This window comes from Rhizobium hidalgonense, from assembly GCF_002914525.1.
Taxonomy (GTDB): Bacteria; Pseudomonadota; Alphaproteobacteria; order Rhizobiales; family Rhizobiaceae; genus Rhizobium; species Rhizobium hidalgonense.
Genome location: NZ_LODW01000047.1, coordinates 55,584 through 76,114, shown reverse-complemented (window position 1 = coordinate 76,114; position 20,531 = coordinate 55,584). Strand labels below are relative to the sequence as shown.

23 protein-coding genes and 1 pseudogene are annotated in these 20,531 nt (G+C 57.3%); 12 read left to right on the top strand and 12 right to left on the bottom strand.

The features are described from left to right. Positions 1 to 1,050: 1,050 nt before the first annotated feature. The 4 genes from ATY29_RS36825 to ATY29_RS09345 all read right to left on the bottom strand — a co-directional run bounded on the left by ATY29_RS36825 (position 1,051) and on the right by ATY29_RS09345 (position 3,061). Complete coding sequence (locus tag ATY29_RS36825) at positions 1,051 to 1,215, bottom strand: hypothetical protein (RefSeq protein WP_165779418.1); 165 nt, start codon at positions 1,213 to 1,215, stop codon at positions 1,051 to 1,053. Between the two features lie 19 nt (positions 1,216 to 1,234). Beyond that, positions 1,235 to 1,618, bottom strand: a complete 384-nt coding sequence (locus ATY29_RS09355; protein ID WP_097536187.1) for a type II toxin-antitoxin system VapC family toxin — start codon at positions 1,616 to 1,618, stop codon at positions 1,235 to 1,237. Next, positions 1,615 to 1,815: a type II toxin-antitoxin system VapB family antitoxin gene (locus ATY29_RS09350; RefSeq protein WP_016736583.1), complete on the bottom strand. Its 201-nt coding sequence runs from the start codon at positions 1,813 to 1,815 to the stop codon at positions 1,615 to 1,617. Before ATY29_RS09350 ends, ATY29_RS09355 begins: the two co-directional genes overlap by 4 nt. 250 nt (positions 1,816 to 2,065) lie before the next feature. Continuing rightward, entirely contained in the window at positions 2,066 to 3,061 is a 996-nt protein-coding gene (locus ATY29_RS09345) for a substrate-binding domain-containing protein (protein ID WP_097536185.1), read from the bottom strand. 171 nt (positions 3,062 to 3,232) lie between these two features. Here ATY29_RS09345 and ATY29_RS09340 point away from each other — a divergent pair, with 171 nt between their 5' ends. The 6 genes from ATY29_RS09340 to ATY29_RS09315 all read left to right on the top strand — a co-directional run bounded on the left by ATY29_RS09340 (position 3,233) and on the right by ATY29_RS09315 (position 8,594). Next, entirely contained in the window at positions 3,233 to 4,180 is a 948-nt protein-coding gene (locus ATY29_RS09340) for a sugar ABC transporter substrate-binding protein (protein WP_097536183.1), read from the top strand. A gap of 125 nt (positions 4,181 to 4,305) precedes the next feature. Then, complete coding sequence (locus ATY29_RS09335) at positions 4,306 to 5,427, top strand: ABC transporter permease (protein WP_097536181.1); 1,122 nt, start codon at positions 4,306 to 4,308, stop codon at positions 5,425 to 5,427. A gap of 2 nt (positions 5,428 to 5,429) precedes the next feature. Continuing rightward, positions 5,430 to 6,224 carry an ATP-binding cassette domain-containing protein gene (locus ATY29_RS09330; RefSeq protein WP_097536179.1) on the top strand — a complete coding sequence of 265 codons (795 nt, stop codon included), beginning with the start codon at positions 5,430 to 5,432 and terminating at the stop codon, positions 6,222 to 6,224. Between the two features lie 77 nt (positions 6,225 to 6,301). Next, on the top strand, positions 6,302 to 7,105 hold the full coding sequence (locus ATY29_RS09325) for a TIM barrel protein (protein WP_097536177.1): 804 nt from the start codon (positions 6,302 to 6,304) through the stop codon (positions 7,103 to 7,105). Between the two features lie 41 nt (positions 7,106 to 7,146). Continuing rightward, positions 7,147 to 8,139 (top strand): inositol 2-dehydrogenase, encoded by a 993-nt coding sequence (iolG, locus tag ATY29_RS09320; protein WP_097536175.1) that lies wholly within the window; start codon positions 7,147 to 7,149, stop codon positions 8,137 to 8,139. A gap of 143 nt (positions 8,140 to 8,282) precedes the next feature. Further along, the gene (locus ATY29_RS09315) at positions 8,283 to 8,594 is read left to right on the top strand and encodes a MurR/RpiR family transcriptional regulator (protein ID WP_097536173.1); all 312 of its coding nucleotides are present in this window, start codon (positions 8,283 to 8,285) and stop codon (positions 8,592 to 8,594) included. A 126-nt stretch (positions 8,595 to 8,720) separates the two neighbouring features. On the opposite strand, the gene ATY29_RS09310 is transcribed toward ATY29_RS09315, so the two are convergent. From ATY29_RS09310 to ATY29_RS09300, 3 genes are all read right to left on the bottom strand, one after another. Then, a complete protein-coding gene (locus ATY29_RS09310; protein ID WP_133118195.1) occupies positions 8,721 to 8,951 on the bottom strand; it encodes an SDR family NAD(P)-dependent oxidoreductase in 231 nt (76 codons plus the stop codon). A gap of 65 nt (positions 8,952 to 9,016) precedes the next feature. Next, the gene (locus tag ATY29_RS09305; protein ID WP_097536171.1) at positions 9,017 to 9,919 is read right to left on the bottom strand and encodes an NAD(P)H-binding protein; all 903 of its coding nucleotides are present in this window, start codon (positions 9,917 to 9,919) and stop codon (positions 9,017 to 9,019) included. A 416-nt stretch (positions 9,920 to 10,335) separates the two neighbouring features. Continuing rightward, entirely contained in the window at positions 10,336 to 11,169 is an 834-nt protein-coding gene (locus ATY29_RS09300; protein WP_097536169.1) for an SDR family NAD(P)-dependent oxidoreductase, read from the bottom strand. Between the two features lie 368 nt (positions 11,170 to 11,537). Between ATY29_RS09300 and ATY29_RS09295 the strand changes: the two genes are divergently transcribed. Then, positions 11,538 to 12,158 carry a TetR/AcrR family transcriptional regulator gene (locus tag ATY29_RS09295; RefSeq protein ID WP_097536167.1) on the top strand — a complete coding sequence of 207 codons (621 nt, stop codon included), beginning with the start codon at positions 11,538 to 11,540 and terminating at the stop codon, positions 12,156 to 12,158. Positions 12,159 to 12,268: 110 nt separating this feature from the next. Here the strand turns inward: ATY29_RS09295 and ATY29_RS37605 are convergent. After that, positions 12,269 to 12,391: pseudogene (locus tag ATY29_RS37605) on the bottom strand (LysR substrate-binding domain-containing protein); the annotation flags it as partial. A 721-nt stretch (positions 12,392 to 13,112) separates the two neighbouring features. Here ATY29_RS37605 and ATY29_RS09290 point away from each other — a divergent pair. From ATY29_RS09290 to ATY29_RS09280, 3 genes are read left to right on the top strand one after another with little or no spacing between them, the layout of a single operon-like run. After that, the gene (locus ATY29_RS09290; RefSeq protein WP_097536165.1) at positions 13,113 to 14,072 is read left to right on the top strand and encodes a class I mannose-6-phosphate isomerase; all 960 of its coding nucleotides are present in this window, start codon (positions 13,113 to 13,115) and stop codon (positions 14,070 to 14,072) included. Next, on the top strand, positions 14,069 to 16,372 hold the full coding sequence (locus tag ATY29_RS09285; RefSeq protein ID WP_097536163.1) for a glycosyltransferase family 4 protein: 2,304 nt from the start codon (positions 14,069 to 14,071) through the stop codon (positions 16,370 to 16,372). Before ATY29_RS09290 ends, ATY29_RS09285 begins: the two co-directional genes overlap by 4 nt. Positions 16,373 to 16,401: 29 nt before the next feature. Continuing rightward, the gene (locus tag ATY29_RS09280) at positions 16,402 to 17,700 is read left to right on the top strand and encodes a glycoside hydrolase family 130 protein (protein ID WP_097536161.1); all 1,299 of its coding nucleotides are present in this window, start codon (positions 16,402 to 16,404) and stop codon (positions 17,698 to 17,700) included. 380 nt (positions 17,701 to 18,080) lie between these two features. Here the strand turns inward: ATY29_RS09280 and ATY29_RS09275 are convergent, their stop codons facing one another. Then, positions 18,081 to 18,377: a hypothetical protein gene (locus tag ATY29_RS09275; protein WP_097536159.1), complete on the bottom strand. Its 297-nt coding sequence runs from the start codon at positions 18,375 to 18,377 to the stop codon at positions 18,081 to 18,083. Between the two features lie 99 nt (positions 18,378 to 18,476). Here ATY29_RS09275 and ATY29_RS36820 point away from each other — a divergent pair, with 99 nt between their 5' ends. Next, the gene (locus ATY29_RS36820; protein ID WP_165779417.1) at positions 18,477 to 18,710 is read left to right on the top strand and encodes a hypothetical protein; all 234 of its coding nucleotides are present in this window, start codon (positions 18,477 to 18,479) and stop codon (positions 18,708 to 18,710) included. Positions 18,711 to 18,762: 52 nt separating this feature from the next. Here the strand turns inward: ATY29_RS36820 and ATY29_RS09265 are convergent, their stop codons facing one another. Continuing rightward, entirely contained in the window at positions 18,763 to 19,083 is a 321-nt protein-coding gene (locus tag ATY29_RS09265; protein WP_097536155.1) for a hypothetical protein, read from the bottom strand. A gap of 446 nt (positions 19,084 to 19,529) precedes the next feature. Between ATY29_RS09265 and ATY29_RS09260 the strand changes: the two genes are divergently transcribed. Then, a complete protein-coding gene (locus ATY29_RS09260) occupies positions 19,530 to 19,820 on the top strand; it encodes a hypothetical protein (protein WP_097536153.1) in 291 nt (96 codons plus the stop codon). 73 nt (positions 19,821 to 19,893) lie between these two features. Here the strand turns inward: ATY29_RS09260 and ATY29_RS09255 are convergent, their stop codons facing one another. Both ATY29_RS09255 and ATY29_RS09250 read right to left on the bottom strand, forming a co-directional pair. Continuing rightward, positions 19,894 to 20,160 (bottom strand): BON domain-containing protein, encoded by a 267-nt coding sequence (locus tag ATY29_RS09255; protein ID WP_097536151.1) that lies wholly within the window; start codon positions 20,158 to 20,160, stop codon positions 19,894 to 19,896. 34 nt (positions 20,161 to 20,194) lie between these two features. Continuing rightward, a complete protein-coding gene (locus ATY29_RS09250) occupies positions 20,195 to 20,461 on the bottom strand; it encodes a DUF1488 family protein (protein ID WP_097536149.1) in 267 nt (88 codons plus the stop codon). Positions 20,462 to 20,531 lie beyond the last annotated feature (70 nt).

The following is a 20,531-nucleotide window of genomic DNA, read 5'->3' as shown; positions in this document are numbered from 1 at the left end:
AGCCCGGAGGTCCCATCAGAGCGGTCGGCGCAGCAGAGGTTTGACTTCACTTCCAGGCAGCGGAGCAGTATCCTGATAGCGCCGATGTTCGACCCGCCTCCATATGCCTCACGCATCACGGTGATGGCCCTAGGGGCGCAGGCGGCCTACCCGACCGGCAAGGGTCTAGTGGCAATATAATTGACCGAGGTATCGAAGAGGATTGCGCGTTCTTGGCAATCAGTGCGCAACCTCCCGGCGTTTTTTCGAGGGGCTGCCTCCTAGGAGGTATGTAATGACACTCGCCACATCAACAGTATCTCTGATCACACTTGGGACCATCTCCGTCTGCACTATCGTTCGAACTGACGCCCATCAAGCGAAGAGCGGTTGGACCTATCCTCCGGCCTGCTGCAATGCGCATGGTTTGATCGGAGATTGTGAGGCCATTCCCACTCAGGACATCAGTCGAGGGCCTCGCGGTTTTTCCGTGTTCCTTCATGCGGGCGACCACCACCTCGCGACAAAACCACACCTGTTCTTCATTCCATATGGAGACGAAATCCCCTCCGGAGATGGCCGGTATCATATCTGCCTTCATCCGACGGAAGACGACGTGAACTGTTTCTTTTCGCCGCCTGACAGTACCTAACCACCTTTGCAAGCGTGGCCGCCGCGAGCTACCTTCATGGGCAAATATGCCGTTTACTTTCCTTTATCGCTGGCGCTGAATTCAGTACGCACTCTCCATTCCAAATTGGTTCTGAGAACGGAGTTAAATGTGGAACCGCAAAATTAACGTTTCCATATCTTTTGCTTTTGGGCCTGAGCCGAAATAGAGGATGTCTTAGATGAAGTAGGTGCGGAAGATCACGAGCATCCTCTCTACCATGTCCGATCAATCGAACCCGTAGAGGTTTGCCGGCAGGTTCCTTCTCCGCACCACGCGGAACAAGGAGGCGACATCACGGAAGTGCACGGCTGCCATAAGTTCTCGCCGTCTCCGGGCTAGCCGATGAGGCCCTTCTCCTTCACGAGCGCGATTATGATCCTTAAATCGTTGAGGTCGCGTCAGAACCGTTCACGGTTGCCGAGCGCGAGGCGGGCGGTTGCCGAGCAGCAGGAGTCGTCGTTGCCCAGGCCCCCGCTTGTTGCCATGGTGTTCACGTTCCGGGCTAAAAAGATCGCATAATGGATCGATCGGAACTTTGCGCTCAGGCGGCTCACGACCAGCATGAGTGCTTCGATACAGCATTTAGTTTTGCGCGTTGGCAGGGGTGTGCAGTGAAGCTCCCGCCTTTTCGGCCGCGGCCCGCAGACGCTTATCTCTGGTCCATAGGGCCGCTCGTTGATCGAGGAGAACTGAGGCCATCAAGTGGGCATCTGTATAGCCAATGCCCATACTGAAAATGGCGTGGCGATCAATCATCATCATAACTTCGTCGTGCGTCGCGACGAACGCTTCGCGCTGGGCCGCCAGGAAAGCCATCACGCTACTGCGATCCCGAAGGCTGCCAAGTGCGAGCTCTCCGATTACGGCTGGATGGCATAAGAGACGATCGTCCTCAATAATCCTACGCAGCTCTGAATCGGCATGCCGGAAATGATCGATCCAGATGGACGTGTCGGCAAGTATCACTTGGCAGCTGCGCTCCGGCGGCGTGGGGCTGCCTCCGCATCCGGCATAGTTCCGCCAAGCGCGATGAGGCGTTTTCCCGACTCCACACGAACAAGCGTCTCCAACGCTTGGCGGACCAGAGTGGCGGTTTCTTTCGTGCCCGTTAGAGACCTAGCCCTTTCCATGAGGGTGTCGTCGAGATTGATAGTCGATCGCATCGTCTGCCTTCCTAATTGTGGTGTTACAGATAGCACCATTTGGTGATAAAATCTACGCCTGATCTTTACTCCAATACTTCGGCCGTCGTGCAAATCCAGCGGCGTGATATTTGCTTCAGGCGCGCGGGTTACTGTCCCATCGACTGCACGATTGTGGAATGGCGGGGTAGTTGGTTCAGCTCCCATCAAGGCGACGCACTCGGTCGGCAGATTACTGTGCGGCCATGCCAACGATTATCGCTTTCGCAATTCAAGCTGATAATCTTCGGATCATGCTGCCGGGGAAGGCGATCGTTTCGGATGCACGCTCCCCTGTGATCATGCCGACAATGGCATCGATCATCTTTTCAGTCGGCTGTTCGTAGCTGGTCAATCCGTATGCTGGGCCACCGCCCAGTTCAATGTTGTCGAAACCGACGACTGCGAGATCGTGTGGAACTCGTAGTCCAAATTCGCTTCTGACGACATCCATTGCTCCGAGCGCCAAAATGTCATTCTCACACATCAAGACGTCGATGCGCGAACCCGGCGGGCTATCGCTCAAATAGGCCCGCGCTGCCTCTGCGCCGGCCTGAGCGCTGTATCTTTCCGCGGTGAGTTCCATGACGCCGTCAATGCCCTTTTGGCGCCAGCAATTCGCGAAGTGACGGCGTCTGCCCAGAGCTGTCGAAAGGGTTCTCGCTCCCGTCATGAACCCCGGGCGGCGGTACCCTTTGTCGAACAGATATTCGACGATTTCGTTCAAAGCGACTTCGGTGTCACACGCGATTGCCGGCACGCCGGGGATTTGACTGTCTCTGGCAAGAACAAACATTGGGGGAAGACCCCGACCGAGCCGCCGATCACCCAGCGTTTCCTCGCGAAAGGCCGTACCGAACAGGATAACGGCGTCGAATTGCCGTTGGTCGGCATTGATCAGCGCGTGAACGTGATCGAAATGCCGATTGATATTGATCAATACGGTCAGCAGTCCCTCCGCCTGCAGGCGCTCGGTGAGCATCTCCAGAACCGGGAGCTTGTGCGGGTTGGTGAAGTCGTCGACGAAGACTGCGACTTGATGCGTTATGTTTGTCGCGAGGCTGCGTGCAAGCAAGTTTGGTGAATAATTCAGAGCCTCGGCCGCCTGAAGCACCTTCTGTCGGCTGGCATCTGTAATGGACGCACCTGGAGTGAAGGCGCGGATGACCGTCCATTTCGATACGCCGGCGGCTTCCGCCACCTCTTTTGCTGTCGCCCGCTTGCGCATTTGCCGCCCCCTCGATTGGAATGAATATTCCACAAAAAAATAAAAATGGAATGGATACTTGATTTTTGTCGAGGATAAAGTAATTTTGCCGAGCTTGCTACCGGGTGCAAAAGGAGTTGCAACCGGTAGCATTGGGAAGATCCACCCGGTGGATCGTTTTGGGAGGGTAAAATGAAATTTGGTCTGAAATCACTTTTCGCAGGCGCCGCCTTTGCGGCAGCGATCATCGGGTCTTCGGCACTTGCCAATGCCGCCGACATTCGCATCGTTGCCGTCACTCACGGTCAAGCCAACGATCCATTCTGGTCCGTCGTCAAGAACGGCGTGAGCGCAGCGGCCAAGGACATGGGTGCGAGTGTCGAATATCGTGCTCCGGAAACGTTCGACATGGTGTCGATGGGGCAGCTTATCGATGCTGCCGTCAATCAGAAACCCGATGGGCTGATCGTCTCCATTCCGGACGCCTCGGCGCTCGGTCCTTCCATTAAGAAAGCCGTCGCTGCCGGGATCCCGGTGATCTCAATCAATTCCGGCTCCGATGTTTCGAAAGAGTTGGGAGCGCTTCTGCATGTCGGTCAGGACGAATATACCGCCGGCAAAGCCGCCGGCGCAAAGCTCCAGGAGCTCGGCGGCAAGGAAGGCCTGTGCGTGAACCAGGAAGTCGGCAATGTTTCGCTCGATCTGCGTTGCAAGGGCTTTACAGATGGTTTCGGCGGCAAAGTCACCGTGCTTCCTGTCAGCAACGATCCGGCCGATGTTCGGGCGAAGGTCAAGGCAGCGCTGAGTTCCAACTCGGCCGTCGATACCGTTATGGCGCTCGGCGCAAGCACAGCTGGTGAGCCGGCATTGGCAGCCGTCGAAGATGTCGGCATGACCGGCAAGATCAAGGTGGCAACCTTCGACCTTTCGGCCGATTTTCTGAAGGCGGTGGCAGACGGCAAGGCCGCTTTCGCGATCGATCAGCAGCAATTCCTTCAGGGCTATTTGCCCGTGGTGTTTCTGGCCAACTACGCCAAATACGGGCTCATCCCAGGTGGCAACGTTCCCTCCGGTCCGAACCTGATCACCAAGGAAAAGGCCGCTCAGGTGGTCGATCTTTCCGCCAAGGGAATCCGCTGACCGAGATTGCCGAAAGGCATCCTCCCCGAAGTTCCTCCCAGTTATCGGGGAGGAGCTTTGGTTTGATGGAACGCGCTGCGAGGCAGCGCAGCTGAAGCGCTAAATCACATTCACAGGGAGAAATCATGGCTTCGCTTGAGCAGAAAGCGGCGGTCGCGCCGAAAGCCGATGAGCGCATCAAGCAGGTGGGTTTTCTGACGCAACTGATGCGCCGGCCCGAGCTTGGAGCCGTGGCCGGCCTGGTGCTTGTCATCGTATTTTTCTTTCTCACCGCAGACCCCACGATGTTTTCGCTTTCGGGCGTGATGACGATTATGGCGCCGGCTTCCCAATTGGGGATTCTCGCTATCGCAGCCGCACTCCTGATGATTGGCGGCGAGTTCGACCTCTCGATCGGTTCCATGGTCGCGTTCGCTGGGCTGGTCTTTGGTGTCATCCTGACGAACTTTGGTCAGCCATTGTCGGTCGCCATCGTGATGACGATGCTTTTCGCCGCCTTCATGGGCGCGATCAACGGACAGATCGTGATCCATACGCGTCTGCCATCCTTTATCGTGACGCTGGCTTTCCTCTTTATTCTCCGCGGCCTGACGCTTGTTGGCCTGAAATGGGCGACCGGTGGCTCGACACAGCTCCGCGGCATTAGCGACCATGTCAAAGACAGCCCGCTGCTTGGAATTTTCTCCGGCGAAGCCCTGAAGGGCGCCTTCCTATGGCTTGCGGATCATGATCTGATCGACAAGTTCCCCAATGGCGTGCCGAAGGTCACGGGCGTTCCGGTTTCCGTCTTGTGGTTCGTAGCCCTTGCCCTGCTTGCGACCTGGATCTTACTGCGTACGCGCACCGGCAACTGGATCTTTGCCGCCGGCGGCGATCCCAATGCGGCGAGGAACTCGGGCGTTCCGGTCCACAGGGTCAAAACCGGCCTCTTTGCGCTGACGGCATGTGCGGCGGCGCTCGTTGCGATCATAACCGTACTCGATGCTGGCTCCACCGACGCCAGGCGCGGATTTCAGAAGGAATTCGAAGCCATCATCGCGGCCGTTATCGGCGGGTGTCTGCTCACCGGCGGCTACGGCTCGGCGATCGGCGCCTTCTTCGGTGCGATCATCTTCGGCTCGGTTTCGATCGGCCTGACCTATACCAAGTTCGACTCCGACTGGTTTCAGGTGTTCCTGGGCTCAATGCTGCTGCTGGCCGTGCTCTTCAACAATTTCATTCGCCGCAAGGTTACCGGGGAGCGCTGATCATGGTTGATCTCAACATTCGAACTCCGGTCATCGAAGTGACCGATATCGTCAAGCACTACGGTTCGGTGATCGCATTGAACGGCGTGTCCATGCAAGTCTCCGCCGGAGAGGTGCTTTGCCTGCTGGGAGACAATGGCGCAGGCAAATCCACGCTGATCAAGACGCTATCCGGCGTTGTCCGCCCGAGCGGCGGCGAGTTCCGGGTGGAGGGAAAGCCGGTCGATTTCAGGAGCCCCCGGGACGCCCTCGATGCAGGGATCGCGACCGTCTATCAGGATCTGGCGATGATTCCCCTGATGTCGATCACCCGCAATTTCTTCATGGGGCGGGAACCTCGCAGAGGTGTCTTCCCATTCCGCCACATCGACCTCGATCACTGCAATAATGTCACGCGCGAGGAAATGCGCAAGATCGGCATCGATATCCGTGATCCCAACCAGGCCGTTGGCACGCTGTCCGGAGGTGAACGCCAGTGCGTAGCCATCGCACGAGCAGTCTATTTCGGTGCCAAGATCCTAATCCTGGACGAACCGACCTCGGCACTCGGTGTGGCGCAGACCTCCATGGTGTTGAAATACATCCATCAGGTCCGGCAGAAAGGATTGGGCGTAATCTTTATTACCCACAATGTCCGCCACGCCTATGCGGTGGCCGACCGTTTCACCATCCTTAACCGCGGCCAAACGCTTGGCACCTATGCAAAGGCGAACATCGCGATGGACGAACTCCAGAACCTCATGGCCGGTGGCAAGGAGTTGCAGCAGTTGTCCGAAGAACTCGGCGGTACGATCTAGCCTGCGATCACAGCACAGGCGGTGCTCGACCAGAGCAGCGACGCCATTCATTCACCCAATAACGATGGAACACGATCATGAACGATCGATCACGAGAAGACTTGCCAGCATTTTCGCTCGCTGCCTGTGCGGAAATGCTCTGGCGCGACAAGGCAATCGAGTGGCGAGCCTCCCGCCTTAAGGAACTGGGTTTTGGCGTTGGTCTATGGAATTGGCCGGATCACGATCTGAACAAGCTGGAAGCAACGGGCGCGACCTTCACGATCATGAACGGATATCTCTCCGGCCGTCTGACGGACGACGAAGGTGCTGCCGAACTTCTCAAGACAGCACGCGAAACGGCGCAGATCGGTAAGCGGCTCGGCGTGCAAAGGCTCAATCTGCACGGCACCGGTCTGGGAGATGGAGGTCTGCCGGTCCAGCCGGTCGACGTTGTGACCGGCGCCATGTGGTTAAAGGCGCGCGACACCCTCTGCCGTGTCGCCGACATGGCAGAAGAAGAAGGCGTCACCTTCACCCTCGAAAACCTCAATCTGCCGGTCGATCATCCGGGCGTGCCATTCGGGCGCGCCGAAGACACGCTGGCGCTCGTCTCAAGCGTCAATCATCCGCGGGTCCGCCTCAATCTCGATCTCTACCATGCCCAGATTGGGGAGGGAAACCTGATCGAGCTGTGCCGCAAGTGCCTGCCTTGGATCGGCGAAATCCAGGTGGCCGATGTGCCCGGCCGCTGCGAGCCAGGCACCGGCGAGGTCAATTATAAGATGATCGCACGCGCGCTCAAGGACATGGGCTATCGCGGCGCCATCGGCATGGAAGCTTGGGCTTCCGGCGACGATGAGGCAGCGCTCGACCGCTTCCGCGATGCCCTCACGGTTTGAATGATCCGACAATTAACGCTTACAAATACGGAGAAATATCGATGATCAGGTTTGGAGTGATCGGCGCCGGCCGGATAGGCAAGGTACATGCCGCCACCATCGCGGCGAACCCGAAGGCAAAGCTCGTTTATGTGGCCGACGCCTTCAGGGCCACGGCAGAGGCGCTTGCTGCCCAGACAGGCGCCGAGGTCGCTGACGCAGAGGATATCATCAAGTCTCCTGCAGTGGATGCGATCCTGATAGCAACGCCGACATCAAGTCATGCCGATCTCATCGAGGCGGCTTCGAAGGCCGGCAAAGCAATTCTGTGCGAAAAGCCGGTATCCTTGTCGGTCGAACGCATCAATTCCTGCCTAGACCTTGTCGAGAAGAACAATTCCACCCTGATGATCGGCTTCAATCGGCGGTTCGATCCCAATTTTGCCAGCGTGGAGGCGCGGCTGCGTCGCGGCGATGTCGGCGACATCGAAATCGTCACCATCACCAGCCGTGATCCCGCTCCACCGCCAGCCGAATACGTCAAATCCTCCGGCGGCCTGTTCCGTGACATGATGATTCACGACTTCGATATGGCCCGCTTCCTCATGGGCGAGGAATTCGTCGTGGTAAACGCGCTTGGAGCGTCTCTCGTCGACAAGGCGATCGGGGCCGAAGGTGATGTGGATACTGCCGCGGTACAGATGCAGACGACGTCGGGTCGAATCGCTGTCATCACCAATTCGCGCCGGGCAACCTATGGCTACGATCAACGCATCGAAGTCCATGGGTCTGCCGGCATGCTGGCGGCGCGGAATATCCAAGCAACCAGTGTCGAGCTTTCCAACGCCAGCGGTGTCAGCGGCGATCCCGTCCAATATTTCTTCCTTGAGCGCTATGCGCAGGCCTACGCCAACGAGATCAATGCCTTCATCGACGCGATCGACAATGGCCACCGGTCGCCGCGGCCGAGCGGATTTGACGGATTGCAAGCGCAGAAACTCGCGGAAGCCGCAACCAAGAGCTGGCAAACCGGCAAACCCGTAGCGGTCGATTGATGGAAAGAAGCGGGTGCGAACCGATGGCGCTGCACGCGTTATCGGTTCGCACCCGAGGCACGGAGGATGACCTGCCACCTCCTAGTAGCGGCAAAAGTGCCACCGAGATTGCGGGAATACGGCTCTTTGAAAGGTGAGGCGCCATGCTACAAGATAGAGACCACCGTCCTCCCGCGACGCTGCAGGAACTGAAGTACCTTATCGCCAAGCGGCAGATCGTCTTTCCCAACGGTCTCGAACAGGTCGCGAGGCTGATGTTAGAACAACCGGAAATGATTGCCTTCGGAAGTGCTGCCGGGATTGCACGCAGATGCAGCGTTTCACAAACGACCGTCCATCGGCTTGCACAGCACATTGGGTTTCGGACATTCGCCGAGCTCCGCGCAATGGTACGAGAACACCTTCGCAGCTCCGCCACGCATTCTCGTGGCCCAGTGTTGAAATCGCCCGCGTGAGTAAAGCTACCTTGGGCGGAGAAGCGCGAAACCCTGTCCAGGTGGATATATGATCTTCACGCCGGTCATCGACGTGATCGAGAGCTTCTCTCAGAGCTCCGCCATTCGCCAGAATGCGCTTGAACATCATGTCACTCCTAGACCTGTGCCAAGCACTGCAAGATCGATCGGTTCAATATGGATATCGCGCCCGGCGAAGACAGAGGCGAGCTTTTCCATTGGCTCCTGCCGCCTGGCTGTGAGCATGAGATTGACCTTCTGCGCCGCCAGCAGCTCGACAAATTCTAGTCCCAGGCCGCTTGATGCGCCTTTAATCAGTACCCTTTTTCCCAAGGACGCGGTCGCTTTTGCGGCCATGGTAGCACTTGCATTTTTGCATTTGCTTTCCTTTCAACTCACCAGGTCGTATGTCGCGATTGCCGTCAGGCTTCTGCGCGATATGCCTGGGCATGCTGTTGGACAAATTCCAAAATGCTGAGCGGCGGTTTCTTGGCTATCAGCTCCACGTCCGTCGTTAGACGATCATAACGGTTCTGCTGGATGAGAAGCGCCATCGTGGCTAGGTGAGCGAGTATGTGAGGGGTCACCATGCCGCTGTCTTCCAGCGCTTTGCGCCAAGGCTCCCAAGGCACGTCGACGTAGCTGATCGTTTGGCCAAGCGCCTTTGAGAACTCCTCGGCAATGCCGATCATGTCCTGCGATCGCGCACCGGTCAGTTCATAGATCTTGCCGATGTGGTCGGCCGGTGCCTCCAGCACCGTCGCAATGACCCTTGCGACATCGTCACTTGCGATTGGCGATATCTTGCCATGCCTGAAGGGAAGGCGAATTTGCTGATGCTGACGGATCGACTGCATGGACAAGCGAAGAAAGAAGGTATCGAGGAACGCTGTCGGACGGATATGCACAACGGGTAACCCGGACCAGTTCAGCGCCTGCTCCGCAAGCCAATGCAGCTTCTGCTGCGGGCTGTCGGTGGTCGACGTGATACCCATCTGCGACACCGTCATCTGCGAGATGTTCACGAATGCATCGACCTTGTGATGTCGGGCGACGGCGGTCGCGTTGATCGTGGCCTCAAGGTACGAGGGCGATACGCTCATTCCGAAGTAGACCCGGTCGCAGCCTTCAATCGCACGATGCGCAGCATGCAGATCGAGTAGGTCGCCAACTACGATTTCAACGCCCCGCTCCGCCAGCCTGGCTGATCGCTCGTCGGCCTTGCGGACCATTGCCCTTACCTTACCTCCGCGTTTCACCAACTGATCGCACACGGCGTAACCGACGGCGCCTGCAGCACCGGTGACTAAGATTGGGTTCGTCATTTCTTACTCCTTGTAAGCCGCTACGGGGGATATTCCGGAAATTCGCGGCTGAATTCAAATATGCCCGCCTGCTTTGTAGGCTAACTCCACGGTCGTCCCTATAGGTCTGCGAAGAGAGCCAGCATGCCCGAAACTCTCGGTGTTAGCGCAACATGACATTCAGAATGCGGTCGACCAGCTGCCGAATGGCGGGCGGAAAAGTTTGACCAAGACGCTTGAAGCAGCGTCCATCCGCTCGACACGACCTTTGGACTGGCACAAAAATCTCGAGCCCGAACATTAAGGGGCACAGATACGGTATGGTGGTACGGGCGGCGTTCGCCGTCGCCATCCACAGGTCGACCTTCCCGAATGCAGACCGGCCGCCAAGATCAAAAGACGGGCAACGGACGGTTGGTCGCCGGCCGACTGCAGTACTATCCCCCCGTAACGCTTTTCATGACGGCTCGCTGCATCGAACGCGGTGTCAGGCGATTTGAAAATATAATGATCTTGTTCATGAATCCGGCAACTACGGAGGGCTTGCCTTGTGACAGCGCACGGAGACCGCTTTCGGCAACAGGACGGGGCTTCATCGTCAGAATACGCAGCATGCGCGAGACAGGGGCGCTAGCGGCCGAATCGAATCCGGTTTCCGTGTGTCCTGGGCAAAGGCAGGTGACAGTCACCCCTCGAGGGCTGAGTTCATCGTGCAAAGCTTCTCCAAACGACAGCACGTAAGACTTCGTAGCTGCATAAGCGGCAAACCCAGGAACGGGTTGGAATGACAGAATGCTTGCAATGAGGAGTATCTGTCCAGACCCGCGGGTTGCCATATCCTGCCCGAAGATAAAGCTCAGTTCCGTTACCGCCGTGATGTTGAGCTGTATCATATCGATCGTGCGCTCCAGCGGGGTATCCAGAAAATCCCCATGCAACCCATACCCGGCATTGTTCACCAGAATATCGATCTGCAGCGATTTTTCGTCCAGGCTGGTCTTCAAGCGAGCGGCAGCGCCAGGAACCGCAAGATCGATCGGTTCGACAACGATCTCGACACCATATTTCTGTCGAAGCTCTATGGCGAGCTTCTCCATCGGCTCCCTGCGCCGGGCGGCGAGCACGAGGTTTACCTTCTGCGCTGCCAAGAGTTCGGCATATTCGAGACCCATGCCACTGGAGGCGCCGGTGATCAGGGCCCGCTTCGTTGCGGCACCATTCAATTTTCCTGCGAGGGACGTTTGCGTTTCCGCGTCAACAACATTTCGCATTTATTATCCTTTCAATTGCGTGGAGATTACGGTGGGCGCTGATACGACGTCGTGCTTGTTCGCAGAGTTCGGACCTTCACCAGAGCATGAGGTTCCGGATTCGCTCCGTCAGCGTTTCATATGGGGGTTGGAGAGTTTGAGGACATTCCACCTCCCTTCTCATGGAAGCCCTGGGCATTAGGTCAGTCGCCTGAAGCCCGACGCCGTAATATTCCGCTGGCAGACCTGCACCCATTTGATCCGTGTCACTGATTCTTTGCTATGGCGTTCCTGGTGCACTCCGATGTAGACAGAAGAAACATGTGCCGTTAAATAGGCGACAAAGTTACCAGTGTCAACAATGTTTCTGAGAGAAACTTCGAGGTGCCATGCAGGCTACGCCCCACCGCCCCTATCATCACGGTGATCTCCGCCGTGCGATTATTGAAACTGCTCTGGACATGCTTCGGACAGAGAAGGACTGGCAGTTCACGCTGCGGGAAGTCGCCCGTCGGGCAGGCGTCAGCCACGCGGCGCCCTACAAGCACTTTCCGGACAGGACTGCTCTTCTGGTAGAACTCGCCATGATTGGGTTCGATCGACTACGCGAGGCGTTAGTGAAGGCGAAACCGGCAGCCCCCCGATCTCTGCTCGAGGAAATCACTCCGATTTCTCTGGCATATGTCGCGTTCGGAACCGATAACCCGGCCCTATATCGCCTGATGTTCAGCGCGGAGGAGGGGCGGGCCGTAGGAATGCATCTCGATCAAAGGGCGCTCGCTGTATTCGACGTAGTGCTTGACATGCTCGGACGCGGTCAGGCTGCTGGCACCATTCGCAAGCGGCCAGTCAGGGGACAGGCGACCGCCGCATGGGCGCTTATTCACGGCATCACCCTGCTCGCGATCGATGGACTTCTGGTGCCAGAAAAAGTCGGATCGGCGCCGCTGGAGGCAGCCATTGCCACTCTGGTGGATGGGCTGGCAATCCCGCAGCCGAACACTAACTGAAACGAGGCCAGGGCCGCATGGCCAATCGACGTCGCTTGCCGGCCTTCGTCTTTTAGATCAAGTGGCATTGCCCGTTCAAATTGAGCGAGCGCGGCGAGATAAAAATATTGTCAGAAATCCTGCGACGTCAGCCAATCGGCGAAAATCTTCGATAGCCGCCGCTGGCTGCCGGCTTTTGGATAGGCGAGGTAGTGGCCGATGTAGCGGTTGTCGCGGCTGTTGCTTGTTGGTTTTCAGCACGAAATGATCCACATTGCCGTTTTACGCTGACCCAGCAGTTCGCGTAGGTTGATGATGTGTTTCAAGGCTTTGAGAGTAGCAGCGTGGATCAGGGCCAAGCGAAAATGCGGATCAAATGGAAACGACAATCAACATCGGAACTCTGAATGTTGGAAGGCGCGGCCATGTGTGTCGCGTCAGAACCGCGTCGGCTTCAACACCCCTGAAACCAGCTGTTCTCAAGATATCCCTGATCAGCGCAACATCAACGGCATCGAAGTGATGGATTGGAAGACATATCGTCCTCTGTTGGGGCGAGGGTTCTCGCCCTCAAAGGCAGCGCCCGCGAAACGAACTGCTATCACTGATCATGTCGTACAATGAGCCCTCAGTTCCAGGCACAATTGGAGTGTTGCGGCCATTGCCACCCTCTATGAACCGCGAGAGATATGCGTTTCACCCCGCAAAGACCGCCAACCTTTTGCGATGGGAACATTAGAACTTGTAATATTCCGAAATAGGTACATATACGGAGTTGAGTGGTGAACTAAGCACGCGAAATAGCGCGATATATCTCAAATCATCATCATAATCATTGAGACATTCCGCAAACTTCACCCATCTCCGAAGCGGAAATATTTTTGTTTACTTAGACCTTGAGGCGCCGCCGCCTCGAGGAAGGCTACTCCGATCTCAGGTCATCCCGATCTTAGCGGTAAGATCCAGGAGGCCTCCATGACATTCGAGCACGCCGACGTGCGAACATCTTCCAAACCGTGGGGCAGCCACGATCTCAGACCTTGGAGCCGGTACGGCAACAGCGAAACCGCAATCGGCGAACTCAGGTTTGATCGCCCGGAGACCCACGCCCCTGATCCGGCCTTGCTTTTCAAATTGCTCTTCACAAAGCAGAGATTGTCGATTCAGGTTCACCCTGACGACGCCTTCGCGCATTCTATGGGGATGGCCAACGGCAAGACCGAGGCATGGTATGTGCTGTCGGCGGAAGACAGCGCCCAGGTCGCCATTGGGTTGAAGCGGATGCTGACCCAGCCGCAGTTGCGGGCCGCGATTGCGGACGGATCGATTGCCGACCTCGTCAAATGGCAGACAGTGGCCGCTGGCGATGTGTTTTTCATTCCAGCCGGAACCATCCACGCAATCGGCCCCGGTCTCGTTATGGCCGAAATCCAGCAGAGAAGCGATACGACATTCCGCCTTTTCGACTACGGGCGGTCGCGCGAGCTCCACATAGACCAGGCAGTGGCCGTGGTCGATCTGGGGCCGGCGAAACCAGATAAGGCCGCGACGTGTCTTACCGCCGAACGGATGAAACTTGTATCCTGCGATTTTTTCGTCCTGGAAAGGATCGATCTTCCGCCAGACGCAAATTGGGAATTGCAGGCGCAGCGAGAGACCTGGGCCCTGGTCACTGCGGGTGACGCAACCATCGGATCGCTGCGTGCCGGTGTTGGAGATGCATTCTTTGCCGAAGCGGATCGAGCCGTCATCAATGTTGGGCCCAGTGGACTGACGGTTCTGCTAGCCTATGCCGACAGCGCACCGCAGCCCGGACTGCTGCGCGATCTCGACGATGGTAAACCTGATTTTGCGATCCGCGAGTCACCGCAGGTGGGCATTGCATCAAAAAAACCCGACAGCGTGTCGCTCCGCTCAGCGGAGGGTCACTTATGACCAGCTTCAAGAATACCCATCTTAAGAATATCGCCTTCATCGGCAACTCACTGCCCCGCCGCTGCGGGATCGCAACCTTCACGATCGACCTGCAGCAGGCCATTTCAAAATCACCTGCCGGTGTGGAGACCGCGATCGTCGCGATGACGGATCATGGTCACGCCTATGACTATCCCGCCAGCGTCTGGCTTCAGATCCCCGACGAAAATCCGCAGGATTATGTCCGTGCGGCGGAAGCTCTAAATGCCGCTCGGTTCGACGTCGTCTGCCTTCAGCATGAGTTCGGCATTTTTGGCGGCGAGGCCGGAAGCCATGTCCTCGCACTGCTTTCGCGGCTGGAGATGCCGATCGTGACCACGCTGCACACTGTGCTAGGGCAGCCCAGTCCGGCTCAACGCCGCGTCCTCACAGAGATCATCGACACATCTGCCAAAATCGTGGTGATGGCTGAAAAGGGCCGGGCGCTGTTGCGCGAGGTGTACGGTGTTCCCAACGATAAAATCGAGGTGATCGCTCATGGGATTCCGGACATTGCTTTCTTTGAGCCCGACCTGGCAAAGACCAAGCTCGGATTCGAGAGCCGGTCCGTCATCCTGACGTTCGGGCTGCTGTCGCCTAACAAAGGCATTGAGATCATGATCGATGCCATGCCGCTGATCCTGAAGAGCCGGCCCGACGCCGTCTATGTGGTGCTGGGCGCGACCCATCCCAATCTGGTCCGCGACGAAGGGGAAGCATATCGTGAAAGTCTAATTGCCCGCGCACTAGATCTCGGAATTGAGAACCACGTGGTCTTCCTCGATCAGTTCGTCGACCAGGCAACGCTCCTGGACTTCATTTCCATGTGCGACGTCTACGCCACGCCTTATCTGAACGAGGCCCAAATGACGTCCGGTACTCTGGCCTACAGTTTTGGTCTGGGGAAAGCGGTCGTCTCGACACCCTATTGGCATGCGCGCGAACTTCTGGCGGATGGACGCGGGATGCTCGTTCCCTTTAGTGATGCGGAGACAATTGGCAGTGAGATCGCGACTTTGCTCACCGACAATGCCCGGCGAAATGCCATGCGCGTGCGGGCCTATGCGAGTAGCCGGTCGATGACATGGCAGAGAACGGCGGAGCGGTATCTCTCGCTGTTCGGGGACGCCACCACCCAGCGCAGATCCCACACCAACGCGCTCGCGTCGAGTGGTTATGCCTCGGTGCGAGAGCCCCCTGCTTCTCCCGAGCCGCAACTGGCCTATTTTCTGTCGATGTGTGACGACACCGGGCTGTTCCAGCATGCCGTCCACTCGGTGCCCGACCGTTCGCATGGTTATTGTGTCGACGACAATGCGCGCGCTTTGCTGCTAGCGGTCGCTCTCAACACACCGGGAGAGAAGCTCCTGCCGGAGCCATTGACGACGCGCTTTGCATCTTTCGTCCAGCACGCATGGAATCCCGACGAAAAGCATTTTCGCAATTTCATGAGTTTCGATCGTCGCTGGCTCGAAGACAGAGGTTCCGAAGACAGCCACGGCCGAACACTATGGGCTCTGGGAGAGTGCGCCCGCAGCGATATCAATCCCTCCCGGAGACTATGGGCGGCCGGCTTGTTTGCCGAAGCCCTGCCGACGGCCGAAGGATTTATGTCGCCACGGGCCTGGGCCTTCACGCTGCTCGGGCTGGACGGCTATTGCGCGATACGCGGGGAAGACCTCTTCGCCAGACGTATGCGGCTGCTTTTCGCAGACCGTCTCATCGATCTGCTCGATCGCGTGGAGACAGAGGACTGGGTCTGGTTTGAGGAAGGTCTCTCCTATGACAATGCGCGCCTGCCTCAGGCGCTGATCTTGACCGGGCTTGCCAGTCAAACCCCGGCCTATGTCGCTGCCGGGCTGAAGGCCTTGCGTTGGCTTATAACCTTACAGACTGCGCCTCTCGGCCATTTCAGGGCGGTCGGAACGGACGGTTTCCTCGACCGGCGGATGCCGCCGAAGAGATTTGATCAGCAGCCCGTCGAAGCCGCGGCCACCATCTCTGCCTGCCTTGCGGCGTGGCGCGCTGACCACGACAGCGAATGGAAAAGCGATGCAGCACGCGCATTTGCCTGGTTCCTGGGCAGCAACGATCTGTCGCTGCCACTTGTCGATCTCGACACAGGCAGTTGCCGAGATGGGCTGCACCGCACGCGGGTCAATGAGAACAGAGGTGGTGAATCCGTCGTCTCCTATCTGCTGGGGCTGGTGGAAGTTCGCAAGCTCGCGCGTATAAGCGGTCACCCCATAACATCCGTTCCGCTTCATGCCTTGAGTGCTTGACGTTCAATCCAGATAAAATCGAGATCGCTTTGTCACATGCCACTTTTCTGAACCGTCAGGCGCTTTTCCTGCGTCCCGATCCCACGCGCGTTGTCGTGCGCCCGTTCAAGCCAGCGACCGAGCCGCGGGATCTCAATCCGACAGACAAGACGCGAGCGAACCATATCGTCGATCGGCTTTTGTCGCTCGATCACGAAACGACGGAAAGCCTGCTCGCCGACGTCCTGGAAAATTTCGAGGGTCGCCACCGGAACTTGCTTGCGACATTTGAAAATCGGGCGAGCGACATGGAGGAGGCATTCACGCCTCACGTCGAGTTCACCAAGGTGCAACGTCAGCTCGTCGGAGCCTATTTTCTGCATGAATACTCCTTCGAGGCATCGGCGTTGTTCAATCCAAGCATCGTCGTGCATCCGGATCAGTCTGGAGTCCTGCAGGGCAGTCGGCGGTTCATCCTCAGCCTGCGCGCGGTGGGCGAAGGACATGTATCCTCGCTGACATTCCGAACCGGATTGATCGCGGCGGATGGAAGCGTGGAAATAGAGCCGACTGCTCGGCTCGCCTCCACTCCGACAGTGCATACACGGATATCGGACCCGCTCGACGAGCCTGTCGAACTGAGCTTCAGCGCCCAGCAACATATCAGCGAACGAGTGATTTTTCCGATCACGCCAGCACAATCGAACGGCATCGAGGATGCGCGCTTCGTGACCTTCGAGGATAACGGACAGACAATGTTCTACGCGACCTATACAGCATATAGCGGCACGGGCATCCGCTCCGAATTGCTCGAGACTAGCGATTTCATATCCTTCCGCATGATCCCGCTCGGAGGATCGGCGGCAAGAAACAAGGGAATGGCCCTGTTCCCTCGCAAAATAGTTGGCCGCTATGCGATGATCGGACGACAGGACAACGAGAACCTCTATCTCATCTATTCCGACGACCTCTATTCCTGGGAAGGAGGGGAACTGATCTTGCAGCCCAAATTCCCGTGGGAATTCGTTCAGATGGGGAACTGCGGCTCACCGATCGAGCTCGACGAAGGATGGCTCCTACTGACCCATGGTGTCGGCGCCGTCCGCAAATATGCGATTGGCGCGGCGCTGCTCGATAAACAGGATCCGTCTAAGGTCCTCGCCCGCTCGAGCGAACCACTGGTGCGGCCGGAGCCCTCGGAGCGGGAAGGGTATGTGCCGAACGTCGTCTACACCTGCGGCGCCATGCGCCACAACGACCAGATCGTCCTGCCATACGCGGTATGCGACACGTTCTCGAATTTCTCGACGATCAAAATTGCAGATCTTCTGCGAACGCTCGACGGCTGAGCTTCTGCCGCTGCGATGAACTATGTTGACATTCTGGCTTCTTTTGTCCGTCGTCTCTTTCAGCTAATAAAAAATCGGTGGCGAAAACTCTTTCGTTTCGACCATTTCGGTCCTAGCAATGAAGGCCAATCACCGACATATGTGCCGCCCGGCCTGCGAATGACGTCGGTGCAAGGAAAAGCGTCCGTCACCTTTTCCCAAGCCGGAGCAATGGTTCTGAACCCGGGAGCATGCCGGCAATGGCGCCTGCAATGGCAAGATCGCTGTAGGACCTTGCAACGAACCATGGCGCGGGTCTCATCAGCGAAGACAGAGATGGTACGGGCTCTCCAGCTGCGGCACTTGCCAATTTGGCATTCCTTGCTCAATCGCCTCGGAGGTCAACAATTTTTCCGGTCAGCCGGCGGGTGCACAACTGGAAATGCGCCCCCTTCGTTTTCCCATGATGCCAAAGCCTCAGGATCGGCATGCAGCTTCCGCCGTCTTGAAGAGGGATAGGCGGGCGTCGGGATCGTCGCCGCTTTAATGCGTCTTATCACCATCACCTCTTCGTGATGGTCGCCATTTTCTGAAGCCGCCAGATCTGTCGTGGCGTAGTCCGCTCGCTTGAGGATGGACCGCAGGCGCCAATTCTCGTCGCGTTTCGCAGCAGTTCCAGTTGTGATGATTACTACCATAACCATCCTCTCAAAATTAAACTAATGATGACGGCGAAGCTCGCCAGGATGGAAGCCCTGAATAAGCAGTCGCGGTAAGCCGCGATATGGGAAGAGATCTTGAAGGTGGAAGACATTTTGTCCTCCTTTGATTGGGGCGAAGGGAGCCACCCCTTGATCGGCAGCGCCCGTGTCATTGCCTGCCAATATTTCAGCATGCGCCTCTATTGCGCTTTATCCAAGGCAAAAGCGAAGGACGCTGTGCGAGGTCATTGCTTCCATCAGGATATGATCCAGGCTTCGATCCGATTGCTGAGCCAGCCGCCGCACACGCGCGGCAGTCGGTGGGTCTAATCCTTTTTCACTCCGCAGCCTTTTCATCAGCTTCCTCGGCACGCCTTTCAGCTTACCGGGTGGCGATCTTCCTGCTGTGATCGGTCCGAGCCTGCTCGAGTTCAACCATTGTGGGAAGATCCGGAACAGCCAGACTCTTATCATCGGCCACAGTGTTTCGGCGCTTTGCGATCTGATGCCGCGAGTTCTTTGCTTTACCGCACTCGTCAATTGGGCGCGCTTCCTCAGGCGGCGCGGCGAGGTCGGTGCGTGCGGCGACGGCATGGGCGATCAATTCCTTCGCGGAGGGATTGCCGTCTGGACGCTTGCCGTTAGCGCTGAAGTCGTGGCAGTCACTGGCGGTAAAGGGCTTGGCGTTGTTATGTCTCGACATTCAAATGCCTCCTTTTTTCATTGTGAAGTGATGAGCACTGCCGTTCGCAGCGAAGCGCGGCCGACCTCCTGCTTGTTGAGCAGGTTGGCGAAAGTGTGCGTATTTCCTGCAAAGTCCGATCTTTGGAACGTGCAGCATCCTGTATTTCAGCAGAATGACGCAATAAGAAGGCGAATAAGTCCTTATTATATGATCAGTTTAATTTACTTATTCACCAATAAAATTATAAATCTGACCAATCGAATCTGAATAAAACCTGTAATTCAAGATTTCGTCCCAGTTGCGACGCAATTAGGGCGCAGGTGTTCCCTGTCGAAGTTTGACCCCGTGGCTGTCGCCGGTGTCAGAGACTTGAGGACCATCGCTCCGAATTCCGATGGCCGCGCCCATGCCCTGTAGAGATGTATTCGTTGGGGCTTGGCCGCCTTCAACTGGGAGCCATTACCATGTCCGACATGTCATCCACACGCACGACGAACACCATCGTCCACTTCTCCGCCCCTTTCGCGCTTCCCGATCTTGTTGGTGAGATGCATCCGGCCGGCGATTACAAGATCGCGGAGGATGAAGAGCTCGTCGACGGCCTGTCGTGGCTTGCCTACCGCCGCACTGCAACCTACATCCATCTGCCGTCGATTGCGCAGGGCAGCCGCTTGCGCAGGATCGTCCGGATCGAGCCGACGGCGCTCGCTGATCTCTTGGCAGCGGCGAATGCGACGCAGGAGCCGCCCCAATGAACGCCATCGAAAACCGTGAGATAGCGGAATACGATGCGGCCGCTCCATGGAAATAGTGCCGGACGGACTTGCCTCATAAATCCGGCGACAGTTCATTGTGAACCTTGCGCACGCCGTTGGTCCTCAGTGTAATCTCCTCAGCCCGTGACACCTCCGCTTTCAAATGCACCCATCCGGCCAGCGTGATGTCGCGGCCGCGCGCGGTGACGAAGATATAGCTAGGGTCGAGATCGCCGGCATGGGCGAGCGCACTATAGACGGCCGATTCAAGATCGCCCGGGTCGAAACAGCGGGTCGCCACGCGGCCTGCGACACTGAGATGTTTTCTATCGACTGACATTGGCTCCTGCACGCCCTTTTGCGGCTGTAGAAGTTTACCGGCGGATATCCTGCGCCGTCAGGATATATCGGTCTTTTCCGCCGCGGCCGTAGGCATGGGTGGCCGCCTCCAGAATGATCTCGCGCGCCGTGTCGAAGGCTCTCAGGCACTCGTCCTCGGAGCGGCCGGGCTGGCTCGCGATCCGCAAGGCGTTGGCTTCGACTAAAAACCGCACTTCGAACATGCCGTCATAACCGGAAAAGCGGACCCCATTCCGGCTCTCATCAAAACTGCGGCTTTTATTCGGAAAGGTCAGTGTCACGCATTCTCTCCCGGAGGTTTGATAATGCCCGATCCACTCGGGCTGCAGCAGAACATGCTATTGGGGAAGT